At 60.4% G+C, this 26,985-nt stretch carries 18 protein-coding genes, 4 tRNA genes and 1 pseudogene; 9 read left to right on the top strand and 14 right to left on the bottom strand.

The features are described from left to right. Positions 1–5 precede the first annotated feature (5 nt). Positions 6–1,469, top strand: coding sequence for a DUF1254 domain-containing protein (locus KYK33_RS02745; RefSeq protein WP_224431953.1), 1,464 nt, complete (start codon positions 6–8; stop codon positions 1,467–1,469). Positions 1,470–1,571: 102 nt separating this feature from the next. On the opposite strand, the gene KYK33_RS02740 is transcribed toward KYK33_RS02745, so the two are convergent. Beyond that, a complete protein-coding gene (locus tag KYK33_RS02740; RefSeq protein ID WP_224431952.1) occupies positions 1,572–2,216 on the bottom strand; it encodes a helix-turn-helix domain-containing protein in 645 nt (214 codons plus the stop codon). A 228-nt stretch (positions 2,217–2,444) separates the two neighbouring features. Here KYK33_RS02740 and KYK33_RS02735 point away from each other — a divergent pair, with 228 nt between their 5' ends. Together KYK33_RS02735 and KYK33_RS02730 are read left to right on the top strand one after the other, a co-directional pair. Further along, positions 2,445–3,269, top strand: coding sequence for an AraC family transcriptional regulator (locus KYK33_RS02735; protein ID WP_224431951.1), 825 nt, complete (start codon positions 2,445–2,447; stop codon positions 3,267–3,269). A gap of 16 nt (positions 3,270–3,285) precedes the next feature. Then, complete coding sequence (locus KYK33_RS02730) at positions 3,286–3,891, top strand: LysE family translocator (RefSeq protein ID WP_224431950.1); 606 nt, start codon at positions 3,286–3,288, stop codon at positions 3,889–3,891. Positions 3,892–3,977: 86 nt separating this feature from the next. Here KYK33_RS02730 and KYK33_RS02725 read toward each other — a convergent pair whose 3' ends face one another. The 6 genes and pseudogenes from KYK33_RS02725 to plsY all read right to left on the bottom strand — a co-directional run bounded on the left by KYK33_RS02725 (position 3,978) and on the right by plsY (position 5,881). Next, complete coding sequence (locus KYK33_RS02725) at positions 3,978–4,487, bottom strand: DUF1993 domain-containing protein (protein WP_042041757.1); 510 nt, start codon at positions 4,485–4,487, stop codon at positions 3,978–3,980. Between the two features lie 266 nt (positions 4,488–4,753). After that, positions 4,754–4,829 (bottom strand) — tRNA-Asn (locus tag KYK33_RS02720). A 44-nt stretch (positions 4,830–4,873) separates the two neighbouring features. Then, positions 4,874–4,949: transfer RNA gene (locus KYK33_RS02715), tRNA-Phe, on the bottom strand. Between the two features lie 10 nt (positions 4,950–4,959). Next, positions 4,960–5,035: transfer RNA gene (locus KYK33_RS02710), tRNA-Thr, on the bottom strand. A 51-nt stretch (positions 5,036–5,086) separates the two neighbouring features. Next, positions 5,087–5,162: transfer RNA gene (locus KYK33_RS02705), tRNA-Phe, on the bottom strand. Positions 5,163–5,209: 47 nt separating this feature from the next. Further along, a pseudogene (gene plsY / locus KYK33_RS02700) lies at positions 5,210–5,881 on the bottom strand (glycerol-3-phosphate 1-O-acyltransferase PlsY). Positions 5,882–6,033: 152 nt separating this feature from the next. On the opposite strand from plsY, the gene folB reads away from it, so the two are divergent. From folB to KYK33_RS02680, 4 genes are all read left to right on the top strand, one after another. Further along, a complete protein-coding gene (gene folB / locus KYK33_RS02695) occupies positions 6,034–6,405 on the top strand; it encodes a dihydroneopterin aldolase (protein ID WP_042041768.1) in 372 nt (123 codons plus the stop codon). A gap of 46 nt (positions 6,406–6,451) precedes the next feature. Continuing rightward, the gene (gene folK, locus KYK33_RS02690; RefSeq protein ID WP_224431949.1) at positions 6,452–6,958 is read left to right on the top strand and encodes a 2-amino-4-hydroxy-6-hydroxymethyldihydropteridine diphosphokinase; all 507 of its coding nucleotides are present in this window, start codon (positions 6,452–6,454) and stop codon (positions 6,956–6,958) included. Between the two features lie 134 nt (positions 6,959–7,092). Next, on the top strand, positions 7,093–7,674 hold the full coding sequence (locus KYK33_RS02685) for a YbaK/EbsC family protein (RefSeq protein ID WP_224431948.1): 582 nt from the start codon (positions 7,093–7,095) through the stop codon (positions 7,672–7,674). Between the two features lie 66 nt (positions 7,675–7,740). Then, positions 7,741–9,576, top strand: a complete 1,836-nt coding sequence (locus tag KYK33_RS02680; protein WP_224431947.1) for a methyl-accepting chemotaxis protein — start codon at positions 7,741–7,743, stop codon at positions 9,574–9,576. Between the two features lie 94 nt (positions 9,577–9,670). On the opposite strand, the gene mdtD is transcribed toward KYK33_RS02680, so the two are convergent. The 7 genes from mdtD to KYK33_RS02645 form a co-directional block, all read right to left on the bottom strand. Next, positions 9,671–11,071 (bottom strand): multidrug transporter subunit MdtD, encoded by a 1,401-nt coding sequence (gene mdtD / locus KYK33_RS02675; protein WP_224431946.1) that lies wholly within the window; start codon positions 11,069–11,071, stop codon positions 9,671–9,673. A gap of 297 nt (positions 11,072–11,368) precedes the next feature. Then, positions 11,369–12,508 (bottom strand): CobW family GTP-binding protein, encoded by a 1,140-nt coding sequence (locus KYK33_RS02670; protein ID WP_224431945.1) that lies wholly within the window; start codon positions 12,506–12,508, stop codon positions 11,369–11,371. Continuing rightward, positions 12,501–13,922, bottom strand: coding sequence for a D-arabinono-1,4-lactone oxidase (locus KYK33_RS02665; protein ID WP_224431944.1), 1,422 nt, complete (start codon positions 13,920–13,922; stop codon positions 12,501–12,503). The genes KYK33_RS02670 and KYK33_RS02665 overlap by 8 nt, the downstream gene beginning before the upstream one ends. A 252-nt stretch (positions 13,923–14,174) precedes the next feature. Beyond that, positions 14,175–15,758, bottom strand: a complete 1,584-nt coding sequence (locus KYK33_RS02660; RefSeq protein ID WP_224431943.1) for an EAL domain-containing protein — start codon at positions 15,756–15,758, stop codon at positions 14,175–14,177. A 161-nt stretch (positions 15,759–15,919) separates the two neighbouring features. After that, entirely contained in the window at positions 15,920–17,494 is a 1,575-nt protein-coding gene (locus tag KYK33_RS02655) for an EAL domain-containing protein (RefSeq protein WP_224431942.1), read from the bottom strand. 337 nt (positions 17,495–17,831) lie between these two features. Next, entirely contained in the window at positions 17,832–20,429 is a 2,598-nt protein-coding gene (gene acnB, locus KYK33_RS02650; RefSeq protein WP_224431941.1) for a bifunctional aconitate hydratase 2/2-methylisocitrate dehydratase, read from the bottom strand. Between the two features lie 227 nt (positions 20,430–20,656). Beyond that, the gene (locus KYK33_RS02645) at positions 20,657–22,936 is read right to left on the bottom strand and encodes a patatin-like phospholipase family protein (protein ID WP_224431940.1); all 2,280 of its coding nucleotides are present in this window, start codon (positions 22,934–22,936) and stop codon (positions 20,657–20,659) included. A 309-nt stretch (positions 22,937–23,245) separates the two neighbouring features. Between KYK33_RS02645 and KYK33_RS02640 the strand changes: the two genes are divergently transcribed. Continuing rightward, positions 23,246–25,156, top strand: coding sequence for a methyl-accepting chemotaxis protein (locus KYK33_RS02640; protein ID WP_224431939.1), 1,911 nt, complete (start codon positions 23,246–23,248; stop codon positions 25,154–25,156). A gap of 171 nt (positions 25,157–25,327) precedes the next feature. Beyond that, the gene (locus KYK33_RS02635; protein ID WP_224431938.1) at positions 25,328–26,974 is read left to right on the top strand and encodes a methyl-accepting chemotaxis protein; all 1,647 of its coding nucleotides are present in this window, start codon (positions 25,328–25,330) and stop codon (positions 26,972–26,974) included. The last annotated feature ends 11 nt before the right edge of the window (positions 26,975–26,985 follow it).

Genomic DNA, 26,985 nt, shown 5'->3' with positions numbered 1-26,985 from the left:
ATAATATGAAACTCAAGCATCTTGCCTTGCTCACGGCCATGGCCATCAGTACCGGCGCCTTGGCCCAATCTGTACCACTCACCATCCCGCACGCCACCAGTATTGAGCAACTCGCTCAACCCGCTGCTGGGGTGATCATGTCCGAGCATTATGTGAAGGCCATTGCGCAGCAGGCTTACATCTGGGGCTACCCCATGGTGAACCAGTTCAACCGCCGTGCGACCATCACTCAGGCCCCCTACCCAGCCCTGAATGGTGGCATAGTGCCAGTGGCGCCGATGAGCCAGCTCAGCATGCTCACAGACTACATCCAGCCCGCAGAGACCTTCGTCACCTGCCCTAACCAGGATGTGGCCTATGGCCTGGGCTTCTATGCCCTGGATGAAGAGCCTGTTGTCATTCAAGTACCTGATTTTGGCAGCCGTTTCTGGGTGTATGCCATTTACGATGCCCGTACCGATCAAGTGGGTAATGTCGGCAAACCCTACGGCACCAAGCCTGGTTTTTATCTGCTGGTTGGGCCCAACTGGAAAGGTGAGACCCCAAAAGGCATCGAGGGCGTGATCCACTCTTCGACAGAAATGGCCAATATGATCCCACGCGTTCAGATGGATGATACCCCCGAAGATCGCCTTGCCATTCAGGCGCCCATCCGCCAAATCATGTCCTATCCGCTCAGCCAGTTTGATGGAAAAATGAAATCATTCGATTACTCGAAGATCCCCAGCATTGGCGAGAAGCCAGATCCCAACGCTGGTGAGGTTAAGTGGGTTGTGCCGGAAAAATTCTTTGATCAACTCGACAACGTGCTGAATAAAGTTTCCCCTCTGCCTGGCGAAGAAGCCATGTATGCACAGTTCCGCCACCTGATTGCAACGGGAAAAAATAACCCCCAGGTTCGCCAGTGGATGAATGAATCTGCCGAGCAAACCAACCAAACTATTATTGCCGATTTCTTCAAATGGAAGCATAACGGTGTTCCAGCCGGGAATAACTGGAACCGTTCAAAAAACAATGCCCAGTTTGGAGTGGATTATTACAACCGCACGGGTACATCCAAATCAAATATGTTTGATAACAAGCCGGATGAGACCCAATACTTCTATACCGATAATGATGTCGCCGATGTGCAACTCGATGGCAAACATAATTACACCATCACCTTTGCCAAAGGAAAGCTACCGCCAGTAAAAGGCTTCTGGTCACTGACATTGTACAACGACCGTCACCTGTTCAGCCCCAATGAGCTCAATCGCTACTCGCTGGGCACCAAGAACAAGGATCTGAAACTCAATGACGATGGCTCACTGACGATATATGTGGGGCACCAAACCCCTGGAAAAGAAAAATTGAATAACTGGCTACCAGCCCCAGAGGGTAACTTCTCCCTCTACATCAGAGCCTATTGGGGGGAACAGTCCATCCTGGATGGTACCTGGACACCACCAAAAATAAACAAAGAAGATTAACATTTAAACTAACAAGGCTCGATACCGACGTATCGAGCCTTGTATTATCCCCCTTTAAGGGATTTAATAAATCCTTTATTAATATCAAACCAACCATGCACATCAATAATCATTTGGCAGTTTACGATTAATTGATATTAACCTACCTCGTTTCACCGTGATATAATCGCCATCCTTCAAGTCAGCTAGTACACGAAAAACATAACTACGGGAAAAATTAGTTCTGCGTAAAATGAAGTTGGCAATACCTTCATTTTCATGGCCGCCAACACTTTGGCGATACAGGTATCTATATAGCATGGACTTTATGGTGTGATAGCTAGAATCACTGCGACGCTCGACATGGATATCCAGCAAAAATATCAACATAAATGACAATACTGTGGTCAGCTCTTTCATTTTCTCTGGCACTGTATTGAAGAAAATACTATCGAAATCTTCTTGTCTCAGCTTCAGTAAGGTCGTCGGTGTCATGCAATAATAATGAAAGGTCACGATAGGACAGTAATGTTCCAAGAGACCTATGGGCATGGAATCTATCAAATCACCAATGATACGAGGGTCATTATTTATTGCCAGTGAAACCACACCATCCTCTTTGAAATATATGAACCCCGGTTCTATAACCGGTTTGACTCCGGCATGATATAGTTCCCGAGTGGCAAGACGCTCAACATCCCCCGAGTTGGTATTAATGTTAAGGCTCTTATATAACTCATTAATCTCACCATAGTTAAACTTCAACACCCTGTCCCACCTCCTATTAAGCTGTCCCCGTCATTATATGAAAATTTCAACCCGAGTGTTTGCCTAAACTCATTGACACCTAACTTGAGCATGACCCGACAAACTACATCTCAGTGATTTGCTTCCCCTAACAGGGCCACATCGACCACAAACAGCAAGATTGTCCAAGCGGCTAACCCCCTCTTGCCGGTAGATTAGGGCATGACATCGCGGTCAAGAGAGGGAGAGATGGCGCAGGATAATCAGTTCATATTCGCACAGAGCCAGCACTTGGCGAGCCTGACTGCGCTGCGGGTCAACATGACGGCGTTTCGCTACGACCGTCATGCCCACGAGGAGTACTCCTTCGGCGTCACCCTGGCCGGACGGCAGAACTTCTTCTGCCATGGCAGCTTCCACTCCAGTCCGGCGGGCAGCGTCATCCAGTTCAATCCAGGGGATGTCCATGATGGCCATGCGGGAGACAACGCCAGCCTCGACTACACCATGCTCTATATTCCTCCCCACGAACTCACGCCGCTGTTTGCCAACGCGGCGGGGGAGCACACCGGGCAGTACCGGCTACAGCAACCCCTGGTGCGCGACAGCGGGCTGAGCGACTGCATACTCGAGCTGGCTCAGGCGGTGAACAGCCAGGCCGCCAGCATAGAGCAGGAGTTTGCCCTCTATCGACTCGCCGCCCGGGTGATGCAGCAGGCGGGCCGCTTCGAACCGGATACCAGGGTGAGCCGCATCGACAGGCTCCTGTTACAGGGGAGGGACTTCATCCATGGCCACTTCCAGCAGGATATCTCCCTGGCCGACATCAGCGCGGCGGCCAATATCTCCAAGTACCACTTCCTGCGTCTGTTTCGCCAGCAGCTCGGCATCACACCCCATCAATATGTGATCAACTGCCGCATCAATGCGGCGCGCCGCGCTCTGGAGAGAGGAGAGTCGGCGCAGGATCTGGTGCATCGCTACGGTTTCACCGATCTGAGCCACCTCAACCGCCGCTTCAAGCGCATCTACGGCATGACCCCGACCCAATACAGCGCCAACCTGAACCGCTGAGTCCAAGGACAGTTTCATGATTGAGATCCTCGCCTATGCCATTGGCATTATGTATACCCCTGGCCCCGTCAACCTGATTGGCCTCAATGCCGGCCTGGGCGGCCGGGCCCGTGCCTCTCTCGGTTTCTTCATCGGGGTCGGCATGGCGATGTGCCTGCTACTGCTTCTGTTTGGATGGCTGGGGGCCCGGTTGGTCGGAGCGGATACCCTGATTTATGTCAGTCTGGTGGGCTGCCTCTACATCACCTATCTCGCCATCAAGATTGCCCTCGACAAGGGCGAGGTCAACGGGCAAGCATCCTCGGCCCGCCCGCTCGGCATGGGCAACGGATTTGTGATCCAGCTGCTCAATCCCAAGGCCATGATAGCGACCCTGCCCATCACCAGCATCCAGTTCCCGGCGGCGCAGATCCACGGCTGGAGCCTGCTGCCCTGGTCCCTGCTGCTTGGCTTGCTGGCGGCGGGCGCACCGGGCAGCTATTCACTGCTGGGGGATCGCGTTGGCCGCCACATTCAAGACCCACGCTGGTTCAGGTACTTCAACCTCATCATGGCCGCCCTGCTGCTCTACTCCGCCGCATCTCTGGCCTATCAACATGTCTATCTGCCCCTCAGGGGCTGAGTCGCGCAGCTTCCCAGCCTGGAGACCGACCAATAAAAACGGGCCTGCCACATTGGCAGGCCCGTCGGTCTTGCATCCCGTTTGTCTTATTCCGGCTGATGGAATGCCAGCGCGCCCAGATAATCCCCTTTACCCAGCTCGACCCCGGCCCGGCGCAGCAGGGCATAGGTCATGGTCAGGTGGAAATAGAAGTTCGGCAGCGCGTACTCGTAGAAACAGGTCTTGCCATCCATCCACTTGCCATTGGCCCAGTAAGGAAAGTACTTGCCGCTCTCGAACGCACTGTAGTCAGCATCCAGGTGGCCCTTGAGGAAGTCGATGGTCCCCTGGATACGACCACGAAGATCCGCCATGGTGGCCGGTTCGTCCGTGAAACTCGGATTGTCGTTGTGGCTGGCAGTCGCCACGCAGGCCTTGGCCGATTCGCAGCAGATCAGTACCTGCTTGCTCAGTGGCAACATATCGACGATGAGCCGATCACCGAAGAAGTTATTCACGTCGTACTTCTTCATCTCGGCATGGGCCGCCGCCTTGACCAGCAGCTGGTCGAGGTTGGTGAGCATTTTGATAAACTGGGCGGTAAATTCACGGTTCATGATGCGCTCTCTATAAAGGCTGGGAGAGCCGCCCCGCAGGGCGGCGCAGCCCAATATAGCCCCTTTTTTCCTGCGCACACGCAGATTTGTGGCCCCGCCAACACAACCAGACGACAGCCTCTGCCGTAGGGCGAAACAGCGTGGCCCACTTGCAACCATATTGTCTGCTGGCCATCTCGATGAGCGCAGCCATCCGCTTGAATGGCGAGAGAAATGGGGAAAATTGCATAAAGAAAAAGCCCAGCATTGCTGCTGGGCTTTTGTGTTGGCTCCTCCTGCTGGACTTGAACCAGCGACATACGGATTAACAGTCCGCCGTTCTACCGACTGAACTAAGGAGGAATTGTACTTTTGAGACCAGATATTGCTATCTCATCATTTTAACTTGGTGCCCAGAGACGGAATCGAACCGCCGACACGGGGATTTTCAATCCCCTGCTCTACCGACTGAGCTATCTGGGCAATCTATAAATGGTGCCGGCTACCGGAATCGAACTGGTGACCTACTGATTACAAGTCAGTTGCTCTGCCTACTGAGCTAAGCCGGCACACTCAAACTGCTGTGCATGAACCAAATTTTTACTTCATGGCACCAAATATGGTGCCCAGAGACGGAATCGAACCGCCGACACGGGGATTTTCAATCCCCTGCTCTACCGACTGAGCTATCTGGGCGTGGCCGCTATTAAACGGATTTTGCCCTTGGGGGTCAACGGGAAATTTTACTTTTTGTTTCGTTCGTCTCTTTTTTGCACAACAAGCAGACTTTTGTGCATTTCTCATCCGGCTCAACCCCGATCCGGCCCCCTTTTGCCCCACAGTCTGGGCTCTTCCCCCTTGAGCAGGCGGGCAATATTTTCGTGGTGGCGGATCAGGATAAGGCAGGATAGCAGTGACACCGGCAGCGTATATTCGGGTTTGAGCAGGTAGGCAAACAGGGGCGCCAGCAGCACGGTCACGATGGACGCCAGTGAGGAGTAACCACTGAGCAGGGCCACCAGCAGCCAGCTCACGACCACCATGGCCCCCATGTCGAGCCCGATGGGCAGCATGGTGCCAAGGGCGGTGGCGACCCCCTTGCCACCGCGAAAGTGGAAGAAGAGCGGGTACATGTGACCCAGGCAGGCTGCCACGCCGATAAAGCCCAGATAGATGGGCTTGATACCAAGAAACCAGGAGAGATAGACGGGAGCCATGCCCTTGAGCATGTCGAGCAGCAGTACCAGCAGGGCGGCTCCCCGTCCCCCGAGGCGCAGCACATTGGTCGCCCCCGGATTGTGGGACCCATGGTCTCGCGGATCCGGCAGGCCGCTGGTGCGAGACACCAGCACGGCACTGGACAGGGATCCGCCCAGATAGGCCAGAATAATCATCAAAATCGTCAGGGCCGTCATCTTGGTCGTTTTTACCACGATATGAATGGGGTATGATGCGGGCCACATTCTCCGGTCCGGGTAACCCGGGCCGTTCGTCAATGGCGCGTGATCTCAGGCCAGCATCCCTGCGCTGTTTCACAGCCCATCAAGAGTAAAGAAGAAGTACTGTCATGGACAAGGTGTTTATTCGTGGACTCGAGGTTTTGAGTACCATAGGGGTATACGAGTGGGAAAAAGGCATTCGCCAGAAGCTCCGTTTTGACCTCGAGATGGGCTTTGACAACCGCCCCGCCGCCGCAGGCGACGACATCACGCTGGCGCTCGATTACGCCACCCTCTCCCAGAAAGTGTCGGAGTACGCCAGCAGCAAGGTGGTGGAACTGGTGGAAACCATGGCCGAGCAGGTCGCCCACCTCATACTGACTGACTTTCGGGTGCAGTGGGTCAAGGTGACGCTGACCAAGCCGGGGGCCGTGCCCAACGCCGCCGGAGTGGGGGTCGAGATTCTGCGCCATCGCACCCCGACCGCGAGCGAACAGTGATGACCCGCGTTAGCATCAGCATCCAGATGCAACGGGAGCAGATCCGATGACACGCATCTACATCAGTCTGGGGTCGAACATAGAGAGAGATCACCATATCCGTGCCGGACTCGATGCCCTGCACGAACTGTGTGGCCCCCTTGAGGTCTCCCGGGTGTTTGAGAGCGAGGCGGTCGGTTTTGCCGGTCGCCCCTTCTACAACCTGGTGGTCGGTGCCGAGACGGCGCTGCCACTGGCCGAGCTCTGCCGCCAGCTGAGGGCCATGGAGTTTGCCCACGGTCGTGAACCCGATGCCAAGAAGTTTGCCCCCCGCACCCTGGATCTCGACCTGCTGCTCTATGGGGATCTCGTCTGCCAGGAGCCCGTCGCCCTGCCCCGCGGCGAGATCCTGACGAACGCCTTCGTGCTCTGGCCCCTGGCCGAGTTGGCCCCCGCGTTGCCCCATCCCGAGACGGGCCAGCCGCTGGCCGAGCACTGGGCAGCCTACGACAAAGCCTCCCAGCGACTCACCCCCATTCCCTTTGCCTGGATACCCGCTCACGCCCTGGCCTGATCCTCGGCGCGCTGGTGGGCCAGCCTCTCGTCCGCCAGCTAACCCATGCGCTGAGGGGGTAATCTCTGATAAGCAGTACTGATTGGTCAGTCGAGGGGAGAGAGGGCACTATGGGGGCCACACAGGAGCCCATCATGCCCCAAGACCACAGCACCACCCTCGCGACTGCCAGGGCCGATCTCGACCGCCTGCAACAGATCCACGCCTTCAACCTGCAACTGCTGAACGCGCTGCCCCATCGCCAATACAACCATGAACCCATACTCGATTACGCCACGGACGAACGGGTCAAGGCGCGTCTCGGCTGGCTTGGGGTGTTCAGCAAGACACTGTTTCTGCGCTTCAAGGATGGCCGCTTCGCCCTCTTGCTGACCCACAGGGAGGGGCGCCTCGATGCCAGGACCGTGCGTGCTCACCTCGGCGCCAGCCCCTCCATCTGCGACCCGGCCGAGATGCAGCAAGAGACAGGTTGCCTGCCCGGTGCCCTCTGCCCCTTCCTGCCCCGTCCCGATATCCCCCTGCTGGTTGACCCCGCCCTGTTGACCCATTCTGCATTCACCTGGACCCCGGGCCTGCCCGACGTGACCCTGGAGCTGGATAGCGAGACGCTGCCCATCCTGCTGGCTCGATTGACCAATCAGGTGATTTATCTGCATGACAATGGCGTGGCAAAATCCATCGACCCCTGCGCCGCTCAGCCCGACATAAAAGGCTAAAGCTGCCTTCAAGATATACCTTCGCGAGCCGATACCCCTTGCACACCATTTGCTCGTGAGGTCGCCGTGAGCGTCAAGCAAAAACTCTTGTTATCCGCCATCCTGGTGGCCGGGATCCAGGCCATCGTCATGGGGGTCGTGTTCTACTTCTCCGCCCAGGAGTCGCGCAGCAGCGCCGAGATGCTGCTGACCAAGCAGGTAGAGGCCGATCTCCTCGCCCTGAATCTGAAGGAGAAGGAGTTTCTGCTACACAAAGACCCCGTGGCAGCCACCGCCTTCGGCGCACTGCGGGATGAAGCCAGCCGCCTGCTCGCCGACATGGCCAGAGACCATCAGGGCCCCCAGCAGGCCGACATCCTCAAGTTTGCCACTCAGCTTCAGGATTATGCCCGCCAGTTCGAGGCCCTGCGTGCCCAGCAGGAGAAGATAGGTTTCACCCCGGAAAGCGGCTATTACGGTGCCCTGCGCGGTGCCATCCACGCCCTGGAGCAAGAGCTGAAGCGCCGGGATCAGCAGCAGGAGAGCCTGCTGATGCTGCAACTGCGCCGGGATGAGAAAGACTTCATGCTGCGCCGTGAGCTGCGCTATAGAGACAAGTTTGAGCAAGACCTGGCCCCCCTGAGCGCAGCCCTCGCTGGCGAACCTGCCCTCGCCGCCCTGCTCGAGCAATACCGCCAGAACTTCCTCGCCCTGGTGAGCCAGGAGCAGCGCCTGGGTCTGAGTGCCAAGGAGGGGCTGCGCGCCGAACTCAACCTCAGCGCCGAGCAGATGCGCCAGGCGGGCATGCGGCTGACTCAGGCACTCTCCCGGGAGGCCGAGGCCACCCATGATCGCATCCTCTGGATCATGGGCTTGCTCTGCAGCCTCGGCATATTCGTGGCCCTGGGCCTCAATCTGCTCATTGGTCGTGATGTCATGGCGGGCCTGCAACGGCTGGCCGACACCATGCGTCGGGTGACGGCCAGCAGCGATCTCACCCTGCGCGCCCGCATCACCTCCAAAGATGAATTCGGCGCCATGGGGCGCGACTTCGACACCATGCTTGAGCATTTCAACAAGGTCATCGGCCAGGTGATCGCCTCGGTCACGGATCTCGAGCAGCTCACCGCCCAGCTGCAGCGCAACGCCAACGCCGCCCGGGAAGGGACCCAGCAGCAGTTGCAGGAGAGCGATCTGGTCGCCACCGCCGCCACCGAGATGGAGAGCACGGTGCAAGAGATCGCCAACAACACTGAGAGTGCCGCCGACAGCGCCCGCACTACCAACCTGAGCGCTCAGCAGGGCCGGGATAGCGTGGAGACCACCATGGCGGTCATTCACTCCCTCTCTGCCAAGCTGGAGGCCTCCAGCCAGGTGGTGCAGGAGCTGGCCGAAGAGAGTCAGCAGGTGGGCAATGTGCTGGCGGTGATCCGTGCCATCGCCGAGCAGACCAACTTGCTGGCCCTCAACGCCGCCATCGAGGCCGCTCGGGCCGGGGAGCAGGGCCGCGGTTTCGCCGTGGTCGCCGACGAGGTACGCAATCTGGCCATGCGTACCCAGCAGAGCACCAGCGAGATAGCCACCATCGTCAGCGGGCTGCAGGCCCGCACCCAGAGCGTGGTCAGCCTGATTGGCGAGTGCCGCAGCCAGGGAGAGCGCAGCGTCGAAGCCGCCGCCGAGGCGAGCCAGCAGCTTGCCAACATCACCCGCCAGATGGATCAGATGATGGACATGAGCACCCAAATCGCCACGGCAGTCGAGGAGCAGAGCTCGGTGGCGAGCGAGATCAACCGCAACGCCGTGGTGATCCGCGACATCGCCAACGAGGCCATGGAGCAGGCCGAGCAGAACAGCCGCGCCAGCCAGAATGTGGCCGAGCAAGCCAGTCTGTTGCACCAGGCGGTCGATCAGTTCCGGGTCTGATCCCTGAAAATAACAAGGGCGGCCCCGGGCCGCCCTTGTCGTTCTCCACTCGCAAGTATCACCCTGCTCCGTTCGACTCTTTCTGTCAGCCCGCTCAGGCCGCGTCGGAACGTTTTCCCTCCCGCTCATCCCTGAGCTGAGCGAAGATCATCGCCGCCAGCATCGACATCAAACCGATGCAGAGGTAGGTGAGGTGAAAACCATGCAACCACTGTTCACTGTGCGCCGCCGCAAACAGACCCAGCAGGCTGGCGGCGATGGCGACCCCCAGGCTCATGGAGAGCTGCATCACCACGGAGAGCAGGCCGTTGCCGCTGCTGGCGTGCTCGGCACTCAGATCTTGCAGCGTGAGAGTATTCATGGCGGAGAACTGCAAGGAGTTGACGGCGCCGAATACCCCCAGCCAGATGAGCAGTGCCCAGTAGGGCAAGTCATTGTCGATGAGGGAGAAGCTGGCGATCAGGGCGCCCAGCAGCAGGGTATTGCCCACCAGAATACGGCGATAACCGATGCGCGGGATCAACTTGTTGACCAGGGTCTTGGTCAACATGGCGCCGATGACCGTCGGGATCATGGTCATACCGGCCGCGCTCGGTGAAAAGCCCAGGCCCAGCTGGAGAAACAGGGGAGTGAGGAAGGGCATGGCGCCACTGCCGAGCCGGGCAAAGAGGTTGCCCCAGACGCCGATGGCAAAGGTCTTGGTCTGAAACAGCGCCAGGCTGAACAGGGGCCGCTCGGCATTGGCGGCATAGAGCCAGTAGCTCGCCATGGCCGCCAGACCGGTGATAAGCAGCAACAGAGACCAGCCGGTGGAGAGGCTGTGCTCCCCCAGCCCCTGCAGACCCACCGAGACCAGCACCATGCCGGCACTGAACATCACGAAACCACGCCAGTCGAATCTGGGGGTCTCGCGCCGCATCTCCGGCATGTAGTGCCAGCTGGCGATAAAGCCGAGCAACCCCACCGGCAAATTGATGAGGAAGACCCAGTGCCAACTCGCGACCTCCACCAGCCAGCCCCCCAGTGCGGGCCCTATCAATGGGCCGACCAGGCCTGGGATGGTCACGAACGACATCACCTTGAGCAGCTCTCGCTTGCTGAAGGCACGCAGCACGGCGAGACGCCCCACCGGCATCAACAGGGCACCGCCCACCCCTTGCAAGACCCGGGCGGCCACCAGCATGGCGAGAGTGTTGGACATGGCGCAGGCCAGCGACCCTAAACTGAACAGGGCAATGGCCCACAGATAGACACGGCGGGTGCCAAATCTGTCCGCCAGCCAGCCGGAAGCCGGGATCAAGAGCGCCACCGTCAACATGTAGGCGATGACCACCGACTGCATCTGCAACGGGCTCTCGCCCAAGGTCGCGGCCATGCTCGGCAGCGCGGTGTTGAGGATGGTGCCATCCAGGGTCTGCATGAAGAAGCCGACCGCAGTCAGCCAGGGCAACCACTTGAGCTGGGCCGCCGAGAGTTCCGGGTGTGGCTGCGTCATTGAGATCTCCGTCAGGGGTTAGCGCCAGGGAACAGGTCCCACATCCGATCCGGTCTTGTCAGAGCAACAACCGCGACAAGGCGGCGTGCTGACAGGCTGATAGAACAGCCCTTGCTGTTTGGGCAGCCCCAGCCAGTCTCGCAGGATCTCACCCACTTGCACAAGCCCCGCCTCGGCGCAGAGCCGGCGTCCGGTGCATCATGGCACAGACCCGGGTGCCGCAAGCGCAGCATCGGGCTAATCAATCCAAATGACGCTCATGACATGGGTCGGATTGGCCGACCCACACAGCACCACTCAGGCGTCGGGGGCACCCAGCATGGCCCTGAGCTGGGCCGCCAGATCTGGCTCCTGGGCCTTGAGGGTCGCCAGAAACAGCGCCTCTATCCCGGCGCGCTCTGCGCGCTTGACGATGAAGACCAGCCGGGACTGGGCCCGCCCTTCCGGCCAGTCGAGCAGCGTCTGCAGCGGATAGAGCTGGCCGTGCACACCGTGGATCACCACGGGCTGACTCTCCCCTTCCAGTTGCAGTATGCCCTTGAGCCGCAGCAGGGCATCCCCGTGGGTGAGCTGCACCGCTTCGATGGCGGCCAATAACCGGGCCGGTTTGAGGGGCTCACCGATCCGCAGGGAGAAGCTCTCTATGTTGCCATGTTCGAAATGGGTCGGCGCGGCCGTGCCCACCTTGGCGGCGAGCGGCTGCATCTTGGGTTGCATTATCTGCTGCATTGGGGAAGCCAGCCCCTGCCTGGGCGCCTCGGTGCGCAGCCAGGCGAGCAGACGGCGCACATCCCGCCCCGCCCCTTCGTTGTAAGCGCCCAGGGTCTCCAGCACGGTCGGGGAGAGCACCCCCTGAGTGACATGTTCGATGGGGGCCGCCGGGTTGAGCGCCACCAGCTGGGTTTCCACCCGCACCAGCGTCTCCACATCCACCAGATCGCCCTTGCTGATCACCAACAAGTCCGCCAGCGCCACCTGCTTGACCGCCTCGTACTGGCTCGCCAGCTGCTGCTCGATGTGGCCGGCATCCACCACAGTCACAGTGCCATCGAAGCGGTAGCGCTGGGCGATGAAGCCCTCTTCCCGCAGGGTGAACAGCACGGGAGCGGGATCCGCCAGACCCGTGGTCTCGATGATGAGTCGCTTGAAGGGTTTGATCTTCTTCTGGATGGCCTTCATAAACAGCCCCTGCAGCGCCTCCACCAACGAGCCCTGCACCGAGCAGCAGATGCAGCCCGAATCGAGCAGTACCACCTGCTCGTCTATCTGCTGCACCAGATGATGATCCAGCCCGATGGAACCGAACTCGTTGATGAGCACGGCGCACTCGCCAAGTTCAGGCTGCTTGACCCAGTGGTTGAGCAAGGTGGTCTTGCCGCTGCCGAGAAAGCCGGTCAGCAGGGTCACGGGAATGCGGGTATCCTGGTTGTCAGTCATGGCTCTCTCCTGCCATCGGGGCGGCCGGGGCAAACAGCTGGCCCAGCCAACGGTTTTCGAAGCGGCTCTGGGGATCCAGCTCGGCCTTGAGCGCCATGAAGTCGTGCCAGCGTGGCAACAGGGTCGGGAAGTCGTAGAGATCCATCGCCAGGTGCTTGCCAAAATGCGGAATGCCACCGAGCGGCACCAGCAGCTGTTGCAGCTCGCGCATCTGCTCCATGGAGCCATTGACGAAGGTACCATCCGCCGCCAGGTAGACCAGGAAGCCTATCCAGCAGACGTCCTGCTGATAGGCGCCGCTGAGCCAGGCCTCGGAAGGTCCGGTGCAGCGCAGGATGAAGGGGTAGTGCAGCACGCCGGGGTTCGCCTCCTGCCACGCCTGCAAGATCTCTAGCGCCTCGTTCATGCGGTGCAAGGGCACCGCTACCTCACAGTTGATCTGCGGCGCAGGTATCCCCTTGCAGAGGATCTGATAGACGTTGCCCACTAAGTCAGAGGCATCCTTGAAGCGGCGCACCGTCTCGAAATGTTCCCCCGCCAGGGCCTCATCCTTGGTGTCCTTGGCCATCTTCTGCAAGGTGGCGTCTATGGTGGCGTTCATGCGGGCGTCTATGTCCCCCTCCAGCAGCAGCGGCTCGCTGCCCCCTGCCCGGTAGCGGGCTACCTCCTCATCGCTGGCGGGATCCACCAGCCAGATGTGGCTCTCCCCCGTCCAGGCGAACCACCAGCTCTTCACGAAGCCATGTTCGCGATTGAGCCGCTCGTTATGGGCCAGCAGGAAGGGGTAGTCGGTGGTGAACTTGGTGCAACGCATGATGCGGTTCGGCACCGTCCTGAGGGTGACTGCCAGCAAAATACCGAGCAGTCCCAGTCCCATCACGAAGGCACCGAACTGGGGATGCGCGCGGTCAATGTCGCGGATCTCCCCATCGGCCAGCATGATGCGCAGCGCCAGTACGGCATCCCCCAGGGTTGATTGGTGCAGCCCCTGACCATGGGTGCCTGTGCTGAGTGCACCGCCCAGAGTCTGAATGCCGATCACCCCGGGGGAGGCTGGCAGCATGCGATCCATGGCGATGAGCTCGCCATAGATGGTATCGAGCGGCGTCGCCGCGTGGTAAGTCACGCTGTCTGCCGTCACCCCGAGCTGGCCGGTCAGCTTGCAGAGATCCACCAGCAGCGCCTGGCTGCCTTCGGCATAGACGCTGTGAATGGGTTCGAAGGAGAGGCCGGAGCCAAGCAACCGGATCTTGCGGCCAGGCTGTTCGCGCAGCAGACGCTGCAGCTCCTCATGACTGCCGGGACGCCAGACCTGATCCAGGGCGCCGAGGGGGTTGGTTCTGGACCAGTTGAACAGCACCTCCCGATCCGCGATCGCCTTGATGCTATGAAATGCCTGGAACCTGACCGTCATACCGCGCCTCATCTGACTTCAAAATGAGCCTGGATTCTACCGAAAAGCGAGCGCCAAGGCATGAAAAACAAGCCCCTACAGTCGAGGGTGGATAACAATGGCGCCACCCAGAGCAGTGATCGCCATGACGCAGCCAGGGCCAGCTACAGGGCCACATCGACCAGCAAACCGCCGGATACAGCGTCACATCATGCTCTCTTGAATCCAGTAACAATGTGCAAGAGGCAGCTCGGTTCAGATGGCAGACCCGCGTCAGGTCGATTCAAGGAGCCTCAGCCGGGCATCACTCTCCCCCTCGGGCATATCCGCCAACTGCTCATCGCAAAACTGCCGGACAGGCACGGGGCGGCCAAACAGATAACCCTGCAAGCAGGCTACCTTGCCCTTGAGGTAGTCGGCCTGCTGCCGAGTCTCGACCCCTTCTGCCACCAGGGCCAGACCGAGTCGGCTGCCCAAGTCGATCACATTGTCGACTATGTGTTCGGAGAGCGACTCGGTGCCGATCCGGCCGATGAAGGATTGATCGATCTTGAGGAAATCTATATGGAATTGCTGCAGGTAGACCAGGCTGGAGTGGCCGGTGCCAAAATCATCCATCGCCAGCTGCACTCCCAGCGCATCGAGCTGCCTGAACAGCTCAAGGGTGTGGGGATCCGCCACCAGCAGCTCCCGTTCGGTCAGCTCGAGTACCAAGACGACCTTGCCCGGCGCGAAGCGGGCGAGGAAGTCACTGCACTCCTCCAGCAGACTGTCGTCCCGGCAATGGGCCGCACTGATGTTGAAGCTGATGTGGAAGTCATCCGGCAAACAGGCCTGCCTGGCCGCCATCACCGCTCCCACCTCCGTCATGATGAGATGGGTCATGGGCACGATCAGGCCACTGGCCTCTGCTTGAGGAATAAAGAGATCCGGGCGGATCAGCCCAGCGGTGGGGTGTTGCCAGCGCATCAAGACTTCGGCACCTATGACCCGCTCGCTATCACTGGCCACCAAAGGCTGCAGGAAGGGGACAAACTCTCTGGCCTGCAAGGCGCGGGCAAGCTCGTTGGTCGGCGAGCGCGGCCGGCCCAGCAACCACCACATGATGAAGGCAAAAGCGACGCAGAAGCTGAACAGCAATATCAACCCGAAACTGCGGTACTGCAGCAGACTCAGCCAGCTGGAGGAGAGATTGTGCCCAGCGCGAATAGTGAGGGGGTAGGTCTCGGAGCTCAGGCTAACCTGGGCCAGGCCTGTCCAGAGCGGCGTCTTGTCAAAGAAATGACCCTGCTCGTCGAGCCAGCGCCCGCCCACATTCAACATGATCTCGAGGGAGGGATCACTGAGATGCAGGATGAAGCTCAAGTAATCGCCATCGACCAGGGTGACGACGGCAGCATCGCCCTGCTTGGCCCGCATCGCCAGGAAAGGGTGATCCCTGCGTGCCGGGCTGGTATTGCCGAGCAACAGACTGCCTTGGCTATACTGTTCGACCCCATAAGGCATCTTGAACGCACCGAAGAAAGAGGTGCAGTAGATCTTGCCCTGGCGCGCCAGATTGACCGAGCGGACGAAGGGCACCAGGGCAACCTGCTCCCGCAAGGTATCCAGGACCGCCTCACAGGGCTTGCCCAGTAGTGGCAAGACCTTGCGATTGGCCTCCTTTGCATGGTCCAACATGGTCTCCATCAGCATCATGGTCCGGGCTGCCGCGGCATTGGACTGCTGCAGCAGTTCGGTCTGATAACGGCTATGCAGCGCCAAACTGCCAAGCAGCATGGGCAGTGAGAACATCAGCAAGGTGATCAGCAGGCGCAAGCGGGGGCGAGTCGTATCGAACGTGGGACTATAAGGCATAACGGATCCAGCCACTAAAGAGGCCAATATTCTAACAGCTGTAACTGAACCTTGACCTAACCGTACAAAAAACATTCTCCCCTAGAGGGTGCTGAGATCCGGCGGGCGAGAGCCTGACACTCGGGGCGATGACTGCGCAAAATCCGCAGCAGGGCCGGGACTCAGGCCACCCTGACAAGCGTCTGCTTATCCCCCACCTCTGCTTTTGATAACGCATCACAGAAAGACCGCAGCGACGCAGGATGACCGAACAGATAGCCCTGCAGGTAATCCACCCCCTTGCCGCGCAGATAGTCGGCCTGCATCTCGGTCTCGACCCCTTCCGCCACCAACGCCAGGCCGAGCCGGGTCGCCAGATCGATGACGTTGTCAACGATGTGTTCGGACAGCGACTCGGTGCCGATCCGGCCGATAAAGGATCTGTCGATCTTGAGATAGTCCACATGAAACTGCTGCAGGTAAGCCAGGCTGGAGTGGCCGGTACCGAAATCATCGATGGCCAGCTTGACCCCCATCTCATCCAGCTGCTTGAACAGCGCGAGGGTGTGCGCGTCCGCCACCAGCAGCTCACGCTCGGTGAGCTCCAGTACCAACACCACCTGACCCGGTACGAAGTGCCCAAGGAAGGCGCGGCAGTCCGTCAGCAAGGAGAAGTCCCGGCAGTGGACGGCACTGATGTTGATGCCAACATGAAAGCCGTCCGGCAGCCTCTCCTGCCGCTGACCCAGCTGCTGGGCCACATCCCGCATCAACAGCTGAGTCATGGGCACTATGACGCCGCACGCTTCCGCCTGGGGAATGAACAAGTCTGGTCGGATCAGGCCGGAGGTGGGGTGCTGCCAGCGCATCAGCACCTCGGCCCCCATCAGCTTGCCGCTTCGGCTGGCTATCAGCGGTTGCAGGTAGGGCACAAACTCCCTGGCCCGCAGCGCCCGCTTCAGCTCCCCTTCCATGGTGCCCGGCCGTCCCAGCAGCCACCACACCAGCAGTGAGATGGTCAGGGAGAAGCCCAGCAACATCAAGATGGTCAGATGCCTGACACGCCACAGCGCCTCCCAGGTGGAGGGCAGTTCGAAACCGGCATAGACGGAGAGCGGGTAGTGTTCGGACTTGGCCTTGTGCACCGCCAGGGTCGGCAATCTGTGATAGCCCTCCACCAGATGGCCCTGTTCGTCCAGCCAGGCATTGCCCACATGCAGCTGCGCTTTCCCCGAGACAGGGGCACTCAGGGCCAGCATCAGCTTCAGGTATTCGCTGTCGATGGTGCTGAGCACGGCCCCATCCTGCGACTCGGTGCGCACCACCAGCATGGGGTGATTGGCCCTGACCGGGTTGCCCGACAGCAGCCGCAGGAAGCCCCCACTATAGCGGCCGACATCGTCCTCCCAGTGCACATCCCCGAACAGCGAATTGCAGTAGACCCCATAGTGGTTGATGAGGCTGGCACTGCGAACGAAAGGGGTCAAGGTCACCTCCTTGCGCAGGGTCAGCAGCGACGTTTTGCAGGGGTGGCTGATCAGCGGGAAGATGTTTCTGTTGACCCCTTCGGCATGATGCAGCATGGCCTCTATCAGGCGCACGGCCTTGGTGGAAGCCAACTCGGATTGCTTGTCCAGGGTGTGCAGGTAGTTGTTGTGCAGCTCCCACAGTCCCACCGAGGCCGGGCATGCGAACACCAGCAAGGCACATAGCAGTCGCCAACAGGGGCGCGTGGCATCTAATCCCAATAGAGACATCGTCTGATCATCCAGAAATGAGGCGGATAGAACGACCAACCCCATGACGTCGGCACCTTGCCGGCATGAAGCACAGAGTCGTAGCCAAAAAGCGAGGCATGATACAGCGGCCGATCCATTGCGCTCACGAACCAGATCAGTTTTTGCTCAATAAAACGAGAAATGCGGCGAGAGGTCATAGGGATGAGCCGACAAGGAGTGACAGCCGTGATGCTCCCCGTTTGGATCGCCCACGGCAGAGCGCAGGATCCGCAATCTCCTCAGCCAGCGCCATGAAAAAGCCCCGGCATGGACCGGGGCTGTTCTTCAGACTGCCTGCGCCAGTCGGCGCCAATCCTTATACCGCTTGCTGCAAAATCACCGCATCGGCCTTCTGGGTATAGGAGGCGATTTCGTTGAAGTTGAGGTAACGGTAGGTATCAGCCGCAGTGGCATCCAGGGTCTTGGCGTACTCAAGGTACTCGGCCACGGAGGGGATCTTGCCCAGGATGGCTGCAACGGCGGCCAGCTCGGCAGACGCCAGATAGACATTGGCCCCCTTGCCCAGACGGTTCGGGAAGTTGCGGGTGGAGGTGGAGACCACCGAGGCCCCTTCCGCGACCCGCGCCTGGTTACCCATGCACAGGGAGCAGCCGGGTATCTCGATGCGGGCACCGACCCGGCCGAAGATGCCGTAGTAGCCCTCTTCGGTCAGCTGATCGCGGTCCATCTTGGTGGGCGGCGCTATCCACATCCGGGTCGGCAAGGAGCCCTGATACTTGTCCAGCAGCTTGCCGGCGGCGCGGAAGTGGCCGATGTTGGTCATGCAAGAGCCGATGAACACCTCGTCGATCTTGTCACCCGCCACGTCGCTCAGCAGGCGGGCATCGTCCGGATCGTTCGGTGCGCAGAGGATAGGTTCCTTGATGGTGGCCAGATCGATCTCGATGATTTCGGCGTATTCGGCATCCTTGTCCGCTTCCATCAGCACGGGGTTGGCCAGCCACTCTTCCATCCCTTTGATACGACGGGTGATGGTGCGCACGTCGCCATAGCCTTCGGAGAGCATCCATTTCAGCATGACGATGTTGGACTTCAGGTACTCGGCGATGGGGGCCTGATCCAGCTTGATGGTGCAACCGGCGGCACTGCGCTCGGCACTGGCATCGGCCAGCTCGAAGGCTTGTTCGACTTTCAGGGTCGGCAGACCTTCAATCTCGAGGATGCGGCCGGAGAAGGCGTTCTTCTTGCCCGCTTTCTCGACGGTCAGCAGCCCTTTCTGGATGGCGGCGTAGGGGATGGCATGGACCAGGTCACGCAGGGTGATGCCAGGTTGCAGCTCGCCCTTGAAGCGCACCAGAATCGATTCCGGCATGTCCAGGGGCATGACGCCGGTGGCGGCGGCGAAGGCCACCAGGCCAGAACCCGCCGGGAAGGAGATGCCGATGGGGAAACGGGTGTGGGAGTCACCACCGGTACCCACGGTATCGGGCAGCAACATGCGGTTCAACCAGGAGTGGATGACGCCATCACCCGGACGCAAGCTTACACCGCCGCGGTTCATGATGAAGTCCGGCAGGGTGTGGTGGGTCTGCACGTCGATAGGCTTGGGGTAAGCCGCGGTGTGGCAGAAGGACTGCATGGTCAGATCGGCGGAGAAGCCGAGGCAGGCCAAATCCTTGAGCTCATCGCGGGTCATGGGGCCCGTGGTGTCCTGGGAGCCGACCGTGGTCATCTTGGGCTCGCAGTAAGTGCCGGGACGAATGCCCTGCACGCCGCACGCCTTGCCGACCATCTTCTGGGCCAGGGTGTAGCCCTTGCCGGTATCGGCGACCGCTTGCGGGCGACGGAACACGGTGGAGAACGGCAGACCCAGCACTTCGCGGGCCTTGTCGGTCAGGCCACGGCCGATGATCAGCGGAATACGGCCACCGGCACGCACTTCATCGATCAGCACATCGGTCTTGAGCTCAAACTCGGCCAACACCTGCTCGGTGCCATGGAGCTTGATCTTGCCCTCATAGGGGAAGATGTCGATCACATCGCCCATGTTCAGCTTGGCCACATCCACTTCGATGGGCAGCGCACCGGCATCTTCCATGGTATTGAAGAAGATCGGGGCGATTTTGCCGCCGAGGCAAACGCCGCCAGCGCGCTTGTTCGGCACGAACGGAATGTCGTCACCCATGAACCAGAGCACGGAGTTGGTCGCGGATTTACGGGAAGAGCCGGTACCGACCACATCGCCGACATAAGCCAGCGGGAAGCCCTGCTCTTTTAACGTATCAATGGTCTTGATGGGACCTATGGTGCCGTCATTGTCCGGGGTGATGCCTGGGCGGGCGTTCTTCAGCATGGCCAGGGCATGGAGCGGGATGTCGGGACGGGACCAGGCATCCGGTGCGGGGGACAGGTCATCGGTGTTGGTCTCACCGGTCACCTTGAACACGGTGACGGTGATCTTCTCGGCCAGTTCCGGACGGTTCAGGAACCAGTCGGCATCGGCCCAGGATTGCAATACCTGTTTGGCGAAGGCGTTACCGGCCTCGGCTTTCTCCTGCACATCGTGGAAGGAGTCAAACATCAGCAGGGTGTGGGAGAGGCCCTTGGCAGCAAGAGGGGCCAGTTCGGCGTGGTCGAGCAGGTCGATCAGCGGCTGGATGTTGTAGCCACCCTGCATGGTACCGAGCAGCTCGACCGCTTGGGCGGCGCTCAGGATAGGCGACAGGGTTTCACCCTTGGCGACCGCGGTCAGGAAGCCTGCCTTGACGTAGGCGGCCTCATCGACGCCGGGCGGGACGCGGGAGGACAACAGCTCTTTCAGAAAATCTTCTTCGCCGGCGGGGGGGGCCTTGAACAGTTCAACCAGTGCGGCAACTTGCTCTGCGTTCAGAGGTTTGGCAACCACGCCCTCGGCGGCACGTTCTTCGACGTGTTTACGGTAGGTTTCAAGCACGACTAATTCCTCTTTGGTCTTTTTTGGGGCTCGCCCAGGCTGGCGGCGATCGTCCTTGCGGGACACCCTTAGGGTGCCCCCCACTATATAAGTTTTAACGAGTAATTAAAATCCAATCCCTGCACACTTATTCACCTCAACCAGCTAACCATTTAAAGTTGCTGATGTTTTGGCTGTTAACAGAAAACACAGAAAATTCAACTTAACAAGTTGTCAGCATTTACACCCTATTCGAAGGTACTGCCCAGCTGCAGATAGATGACATCATTCCCGCCCTCCGCCATGCCGTAGCCCAGGAAGATGGGGCCGAGGAAGCTCTCTATCCCCACATAGACGGAACCTGCGAGGATGGAGCTCTCCAGGCTGATATCCTCGCCCTTGTTCCAGACCCCGCCCCGTTCGATGGAGCCGCCCAGATAGAGGGGCGCCCGCAGCGCGCCGAAGTCGTTATCCGCCACCCGGTAGATATAGCGCAGGCCACCAAACAGGCTGTAGCGCCCGGAGAGCTCATAGCGCTGGTAACCGGATAGACGGAACAGGCCGCCGAGATCCTGAATGTCGAGGGGGATAACCTCATCGGTGTCCAGGCCTCCGCCCTCGAGCAACAGGTTGATACTGTGCCTGTCCCAGGACCAGGGCTTGATGAGGGAGAGGTGATAGCTGACACCCGACGAATGGTTGTCGCCATCCAGACCGGTGTTATCGTCCGTTGAGACCCGGGTATAACCCGCTCTGACATCCCACTGCACCCCTTCATAGGGGAAGTAGCGGCTGTCGAGGGTGTCGTGTTCGAAGCGCACGTAGGGGCCCCAGGCGGTGGCATCGACAGTGGCATCCTTGAAGTTTTGCAGATCTATCTTGCCTATCTTGCCGTTCAAGCCGATGGAGACGCGGCTCCAGGGTTGGCGGTTCCAGCCAAGGGAGGCATCCGCACTGAAGAAGTTATATTCCGACTCCACAAAGTCGACCGGCAAGAACCCCGCCTCGTCCGGTGAGACAAAGAGCCGACGCTGGGTCTTGTCATAGCCCAGGCTCGCCTCGCCATAGAAGGTCTGCGACGACTCCAGCGGGGTATAGAAGTCTGTTTTGACGTGCTTGGCCGTGCCGAGCGACGCCTCGGTCAGCCACTCGGCCCCCAGATCGTTCACATTGGTCAGGGTGTAGGACATGCCGACGTTGTAGTTGGAGTCGCTCTGGAAATCATCGGAGAAGCCGAGCTGGAAGTTGAGATAGCCCGGCCCCCAGTTCTTCTCGCTGGCATCGACCACCAACACGTTCTCACCGTTGCGCTCCTCGACCTGATAGGTGATGCGATCGAAGGACTCCAGGGCGTAGAGGCGGCGAATACCTGCTTCCAGGCTCTCGTTGGTCTGCACCTTGTCGGGCCGCACCTTGAGGGTGGCTATCATGGTCTCGTCAGAGAGACGGGACTTGTTGACCAGCTCTACCTTGTCGATGAAGTAGGCTGGCTGGCCGCTGCGCTCGGCGCGGCGACTCAGCTTCTGATTGCGATAATCGGCATAGTCCGCCTTGGAGAGCGAGAGCCCGTCGAGCTGGCTGGCGGCCCGCCTGGCCACAGCTTCACCATTTTCAATGCCCTCCGGCATCAGGGAAAAATCGGCGATGCCCATGCCGCCGAACTCAGGCACCAGCAGTATATCTTTGGGGCCCAGCAGCGCCTTCTGCTTGTCGGTGCCCACTTGCGTCATGTAAGTGGTGAGCTGATCTATCATGGCCAGCCCGGACTTGAGCTCCTCCCGGGTGCGCAACTTGGCACCGATGTCGATGGCGATGACGATGTCGGCGCCCATGGCCTTGGCCACATCGACCGGCATGTTGTTGACCGAGCCGCCATCGGCGAGGATATGCCCCTCCCACTCCACCGGCTTGAGTGCACCGGGGATCGACATCGAAGCCTGCATCGCCTTGGCCAGGCTACCGTGGTCCAGCACATAAGGGGTGACGGTCTCCATGTCGGTCGCGACCGCACGGTAAGGGATCGGCAGGTCGTCGAAGCTCTTTTGTACCGGCAGGTTGGAGGTGGCGAAACGCAACAGGCTGGCCATGGACTGGCCCTGGAAGAAACCATCCGGCAACTGGGTGGTATTGCCGTTGACGCCGATGTCGGTGCGCAGCTGGTATTGCTCATTTTGCTGCTTCTTGCGCAAGGAGAGTTCGTTGCGCCCCACCTTGTCCTGATAACCCTTGTTCCAGTCGATGGCCAGCGTGGTGCGCTCCACCTCCTCGGCGCTATAGCCCATGGCATACATGCCCGCCACATAGGAGCCCATGCTGGTGCCGACGATGATGTCGACCGGGATCCGCTTCTCCTCCAGCACCTTGAGCACCCCTATGTGAGCCGAGCCCTTGGCGCCGCCACCACTGAGTACCAGTGCGATTTTGGGGCGTTCACTCGCCATGGCCTGGCCACCAAACAGGGCAAGCAACGGCAGACAGCCGAGCAGCAGAAGCAGAGTGCGGGTCCATTCCCGGCGAGCAGCGTACATATGAGTGTCCATGGGGGTCGATGCGGCATTGCAATGATTGCAGCCTACTATAAGAGCCAATCAAGGAACAGTAAGCCTCTATCCCGACCAGGTGCTATGGCGCCCGGCGCCCGGCACCGATCCCGGCCCCCTCTCCACCCGAGCCAGGGCCCAGGCACACGAACGCTGATGCCAGATGACACCGAGCCCCCCTCGTCTGCTGTGCGCGCAAACGCAAACCCTGAATAAAAACCCGTCCAGCCTCAAGAATGCCCTCCCCCGGCCGCTACTATCATGACCTCCTTTTCAACCGGATCCCGAGTCAACGCCATGCTTGCAAGCCTGACCCTCAAACAGAAAATTATTGCTACCGTCACCCTGGCCGTGGTGCTCTCCTGCCTGCTGGTGGGTTATTTCAGTCAGCGCTCGGCCCAGCAGCTGATCGAGAGCCGCATGTTCGAACAGGAGCTGCCGAACCTGACCCAACGCATCAGCAAGGACATCGAAAAGGATCTCAACTCGGTGGCCAACGCCGCCAAACAGCTGGCCAATGACCGCTTCGTACTGGACTGGGTCGCCCGCGGCATGCCCAAGGAGCAAGAGAGCATCCTTATCGGTCAGCTCAAGGATCTCACGGCGCAATATGACCTGGTGACCGCCTCCTTCGCCGACAGGCAGAGCGCCGCCTACTACAACCAGGATGGTTTCCTGCGCAACCTGACCCCGGAGCAGGACGCCTGGTTCTATGGCTATACCAAGAGCCCCCAGGATCTGATGCTCAGCATCTTTCGCGAAGCCAATGGCGAGATGAAGTTGTTCGTCAACTTCCAGCAACTCAATGGTCGCGGCCTGGCCGGGCTCGCCAAGTCCCTGGATACCATGGTCGCCACCCTCTCCAACTTCCGGGTCGGCGACAGCGGTTTCGTGTTCATGACCGATGGCAGTGGCAAGGTGAAGCTGCACCCGGATGCCGCCCGCATCGACCGGGATACGCTGAGTCAGCTGGCCGGCCCGGATGCCGCCGCACTGCTCACCAAGCAGGCATTTTCCGCCAGCCACGCCGAGGTCGATGGCCAGGGCGTGGTGCTCGCCACCACCTATATCCCGCTGCTCGACTGGTACCTGGTGGTACAGGTGCCCGAGGCCGAGATCTATGGGGAACTCGACAAGGCCCGCCTGCACATAGTGCTGGTCAGTCTGGTCATCGCCCTGGGCATGGGCCTGCTCGGCATGGTGCTGGCGGGGTCGGTCAGCCGCCCCCTCAACGAACTGGCCCGCCTGTTCCGGGCACTCGGCAGCGGTGATGGCGACCTGACCCAGCGCCTCAAGGTCGAGGGCAAGGATGAACTGAGCGAGGTCGCCAAGGGCTTCAACAACTTCGTCGCCAAGATCCATGGCTCTATCGAACAGGTGGCCAGCAACTCCCGTCAGCTGGCGGCCACCGCCGCCCAGGTTGCCAGCCAGGCCCAGCTGACCCAGCACAACTGCACCGCCCAGCGGGATCGCACCGTGCAGGTCGCCACCGCCATCCACGAGATGGGCGCCACCGTCGGCGAGATAGCCGGCAATGCCTCCCTGGCCGCCGAGGTGGCCAAGCAGGCCAACGAACAAGCCGAGGCCGGGGCCGGTGTGGTCTCCCAGGCTCGTCACGGTATCGTCGGGCTCTCCGGTGAACTGAAAGAGGTCTCCGGGGTCATCGGCTCCCTGGCCGGCCAGACCGATGCCATCGGCAGCATACTCGACACCATCCGCAGCATCTCGGAGCAGACCAACCTGCTGGCGCTGAACGCCGCCATCGAGGCGGCCCGGGCCGGTGAACAGGGTCGGGGCTTCGCCGTGGTTGCCGACGAGGTGCGCAACCTCGCCAGCCGCTCCGCCGCCTCCACCGAGGAGATCCAGAAGATGATCAACAGCCTGCAGGCGCAATCCGCTCGCGCCGTGAGTGCCATGGCCGAGGGGCACAGCCAGAGCCTGGCCGTGGTGAACCAGGCGGATGCAGCCAACGAGGCCCTGGGCCAGATCACCGCCCACATCACCCAGATAAGCGACATGAACATCCAGGTCGCCACCGCCACCGAGGAGCAGTCCAGCGTAGTCGGCGAGATCAACCGCAACGTAGAGGACATCAACCAGCTCACCATGGAGACGGCGGACATCGCCCACCAGTTGACGGCATCGAGTCGTAGTCTGCAGCAGCTCTCCAGCGAGCTGGATCAACTGGTCGGCAACTTCCGGCTATGACATTGACCAAAGAGCGCCAGGGGCGCTCTTTGCAACGATTGAGATGACCCTGGCCCCGCGCGGGCACATCGACCGGGTAGGGATATCCGGCGGCCCACCCAGTGCCAGACCGCTAATTGTCATCGACAGCGGCTAGATTAGCGGCCAACCCAGCAGCTTAAAGGAGTCACCATGCTCGCAGGAAAGATCACCCTCAAGTCTCAACTCATCCTGGCCGTCACCGTGCCCTGTATTGCCCTCTTGCTGGTCGGCGGCGCCAGCCTGCGCAGCATGGGCGACATCAAGCATCAGGCCGATGAGCTCTATCAGAATACGGCCACGCCGATGCGGGCCATGGCCGAAGTGGCCTCGCGCATCCCGCGCATGCGGGTCGGCATCGACATGATGCTGCTGCAAGACAGCTCACTGCGCGACGAGAAGGGGGTGCTGACCCGGGTCAAGGAGACGCGCACCGAAGACATTCCCGAGATGCGTCAGGCCATGCAACAGGCGGTGGACGCCCAGGTTGATCCCAGCGCGCGGGCCGAGGCCCAGAAACTGCTCAGCCAGTTCGAGCAGATGGAGCGCGACGAGCTGACCCCCATGTTGCAGGCGCTGGAGAGTGATCAGATGGAGGTGGCGCGCGGCATCTATCGCGATCGCTATAGCCAGACCTATGGGGAGATGCGCAAGGGGGCCAACGCCTTGCTCGATGGCCTCATCGGCCAGGCCCAGCAGCGCAACCAGCTCAGTGAAGAGAGCTATGGCAGCGGCCGCAACCAGATGATGATCATCATAGTGGTCGCCATCCTCATCTCCTTGCTGGTTTCGAGCCAGATCCTGACCAGCCTGCGCCGTCGGGTCAGCTTCTTGCAACGGCACATCGGCGAGGCGGCCGAACACCTGGCCCTCGACAGCCGGGCCCAGATCGAGGGCAAGGATGAACTGGCCGAGGTGGCGCGCAGCTTCAACCATTTCGTGTCCCGCATCCATGGCGCCATCGAAGAGGTGGCGAGCAACTCGCGCCAGCTGGCGAGCACGGCTGCCGACGTCGCCAACCAGGCTCAGCTCACCCAACACAACTGCACCGCCCAGCGGGATCGCACCGTGCAGGTCGCCACCGCCATTCACGAGATGGGCGCCACCGTCGGCGAGATAGCCGGCAATGCCTCCTTGGCCGCCGAGGTGGCCAAGCAGGCCAACGATCAGGCCGAATCCGGCGCGGACGTGGTCGCGCAAGCCCGCCATGGCATAGTGGGATTGTCCAATGAGCTGGAGGAGGTCTCCGGGGTGATCGGCTCCCTGGCCGGTCAGACCGATGCCATCGGCAGCATACTCGATACCATCCGCAGCATCTCGGAGCAGACCAACCTGCTGGCCCTCAACGCCGCCATCGAGGCGGCCCGGGCCGGTGAGCAGGGTCGTGGCTTCGCCGTGGTGGCCGATGAGGTGCGCAACCTCGCCAGCCGCTCCGCCGCCTCCACCGAGGAGATCCAGAAAATGATCAACAGCCTGCAGGCGCAATCCGCCCGCGCCGTGAGCGCCATGGCCGAGGGGCGCAGCCAGAGCCTGGCCGTGGTGGCGCAAGCCGACAAGGCCAACGAGGCCCTGGGTCATATCACCTCGCACATCACCCAGATAAGCGACATGAATATCCAGGTCGCCACCGCCACCGAGGAGCAGTCCAGCGTGGTGGGCGAGATCAACCGCAACGTGGAGGACATCAACCAGCTCACCATGGAGACCACGGACATAGCCCACAGGCTCACCGACTCCAGCCGCGGACTGCAGCAGCTCTCCGGCCAGCTCGACAAGCTGGTAGGCAACTTCCGGCTCTGAGCCACATGGAG

Source organism: Aeromonas rivuli (genome assembly GCF_020149575.1).
In the GTDB taxonomy this organism is placed as follows: Bacteria; Pseudomonadota; Gammaproteobacteria; order Enterobacterales; family Aeromonadaceae; genus Aeromonas; species Aeromonas rivuli.
This window is presented reverse-complemented; position numbering and strand designations above follow the sequence as displayed.

Excerpts from the sequence above, each read along its gene's own strand:
- KYK33_RS02640 (WP_224431939.1), top strand. The coding sequence starts at position 23,246 with ATGCTTGCAAGCCTGACCCTCAAACAGAAAATTATTGCTACCGTCACC.
- KYK33_RS02745 (WP_224431953.1), top strand. The coding sequence starts at position 6 with ATGAAACTCAAGCATCTTGCCTTGCTCACGGCCATGGCCATCAGTACC.
- mdtD (WP_224431946.1), bottom strand. The coding sequence starts at position 11,071 with ATGACGCAGCCACACCCGGAACTCTCGGCGGCCCAGCTCAAGTGGTTG.
- KYK33_RS02730 (WP_224431950.1), top strand. The coding sequence starts at position 3,286 with ATGATTGAGATCCTCGCCTATGCCATTGGCATTATGTATACCCCTGGC.
- KYK33_RS02655 (WP_224431942.1), bottom strand. The coding sequence starts at position 17,494 with ATGTCTCTATTGGGATTAGATGCCACGCGCCCCTGTTGGCGACTGCTA.
- folK (WP_224431949.1), top strand. The coding sequence starts at position 6,452 with ATGACACGCATCTACATCAGTCTGGGGTCGAACATAGAGAGAGATCAC.
- folB (WP_042041768.1), top strand. The coding sequence starts at position 6,034 with ATGGACAAGGTGTTTATTCGTGGACTCGAGGTTTTGAGTACCATAGGG.
- KYK33_RS02660 (WP_224431943.1), bottom strand. The coding sequence starts at position 15,758 with ATGCCTTATAGTCCCACGTTCGATACGACTCGCCCCCGCTTGCGCCTG.
- KYK33_RS02665 (WP_224431944.1), bottom strand. The coding sequence starts at position 13,922 with ATGACGGTCAGGTTCCAGGCATTTCATAGCATCAAGGCGATCGCGGAT.
- KYK33_RS02670 (WP_224431945.1), bottom strand. The coding sequence starts at position 12,508 with ATGACTGACAACCAGGATACCCGCATTCCCGTGACCCTGCTGACCGGC.
- KYK33_RS02735 (WP_224431951.1), top strand. The coding sequence starts at position 2,445 with ATGGCGCAGGATAATCAGTTCATATTCGCACAGAGCCAGCACTTGGCG.
- KYK33_RS02725 (WP_042041757.1), bottom strand. The coding sequence starts at position 4,487 with ATGAACCGTGAATTTACCGCCCAGTTTATCAAAATGCTCACCAACCTC.
- KYK33_RS02635 (WP_224431938.1), top strand. The coding sequence starts at position 25,328 with ATGCTCGCAGGAAAGATCACCCTCAAGTCTCAACTCATCCTGGCCGTC.
- KYK33_RS02685 (WP_224431948.1), top strand. The coding sequence starts at position 7,093 with ATGCCCCAAGACCACAGCACCACCCTCGCGACTGCCAGGGCCGATCTC.
- KYK33_RS02645 (WP_224431940.1), bottom strand. The coding sequence starts at position 22,936 with ATGTACGCTGCTCGCCGGGAATGGACCCGCACTCTGCTTCTGCTGCTC.